Consider the following 320-nt stretch of genomic DNA (forward strand, 5'->3'; position numbering starts at 1 on the left):
GAGGATGCCAAACGCAGCTTCGAACAGGTGTTTCGGCAATACGGACTGCCCGAGCGCATACGCAGTGACAACGGTCCGCCGTTCGCGACTACTGGCGTGGCGGGCCTGTCACGCCTGGCGATATGGTGGATAAGGCTGGGCATCAGGCCGGAGCGCATCGAGAGGGGCAAGCCACAGCAAAACGGTCGCCACGAGCGGATGCACCGCACGCTCAAGCATGCCCTGGGCAAAGAGCCTGCGGCGGACAAAGCGGCATTGCAGATGCAGCTCGATGCCTTTGTGGAGCACTACAACCAGCAGCGCCCGCATGAGGCCTTGCA

Annotated in this window: 1 protein-coding gene; it reads left to right on the forward strand. The window is 62.8% G+C overall.

Features of this window, described 5'->3' with window-relative positions:
- The coding region (locus ACF8LI_RS21875) for an integrase core domain-containing protein (RefSeq protein WP_392414101.1) at positions 1–320 on the forward strand (320 nt) is incomplete at both ends.

The sequence above is a fragment of the Delftia sp. WSY_12 genome (assembly GCF_043104645.1).
Taxonomy (GTDB): domain Bacteria; phylum Pseudomonadota; class Gammaproteobacteria; order Burkholderiales; family Burkholderiaceae_C; genus Comamonas; species Comamonas tsuruhatensis.